The organism is Paenibacillus oenotherae, assembly GCF_019443105.1.
In the GTDB taxonomy this organism is placed as follows: Bacteria; Bacillota; Bacilli; order Paenibacillales; family Paenibacillaceae; genus Paenibacillus_Z; species Paenibacillus_Z oenotherae.
This window is the reverse complement of sequence record NZ_JAHZIJ010000096.1, coordinates 1-384: the sequence shown is the minus strand read 5'-3', so window position 1 is coordinate 384 and position 384 is coordinate 1. Positions and strand designations below refer to the sequence as shown.

Annotated in this window: 1 protein-coding gene; it reads left to right on the top strand. The window is 49.2% G+C overall.

Annotation, left to right across the window (positions count from 1 at the left end; all coding sequences use genetic code 11):
- A partial coding sequence (locus tag K0T92_RS24735) for a hypothetical protein (RefSeq protein ID WP_219875286.1) occupies positions 1-384 on the top strand: 384 nt, incomplete at both ends.

The following is a 384-nucleotide window of genomic DNA, read 5'->3' as shown; positions in this document are numbered from 1 at the left end:
CTGTTGTAGTCATAGCAAACTCGACAACAGATAAAGTAGTTGTAAAAGATGTACCAGCGGGAGCAACAGTAAACATCTACAACGAACTGGGTATCGTCATTGGAACGGCAACGAACGATGGCGGCAGCACAGGTGATGTGACCGTGAACATCCCAACTGGCCTGAACGAAGGCCAAGAGATCGATGCGACGATCACGGAGACGAACAAGCTGGAAAGCACGAAGACACCAGCGACAGCAGTGGCAGAAGTAAGCGCGCCACCTGTTGTAGTCATAGCAAACTCGACAACAGATAAAGTAGTTGTAAAAGATGTACCAGCGGGAGCAACAGTAAACATCTACAACGAACTGGGTATCGTCATTGGAACGGCAACGAACGATGGCG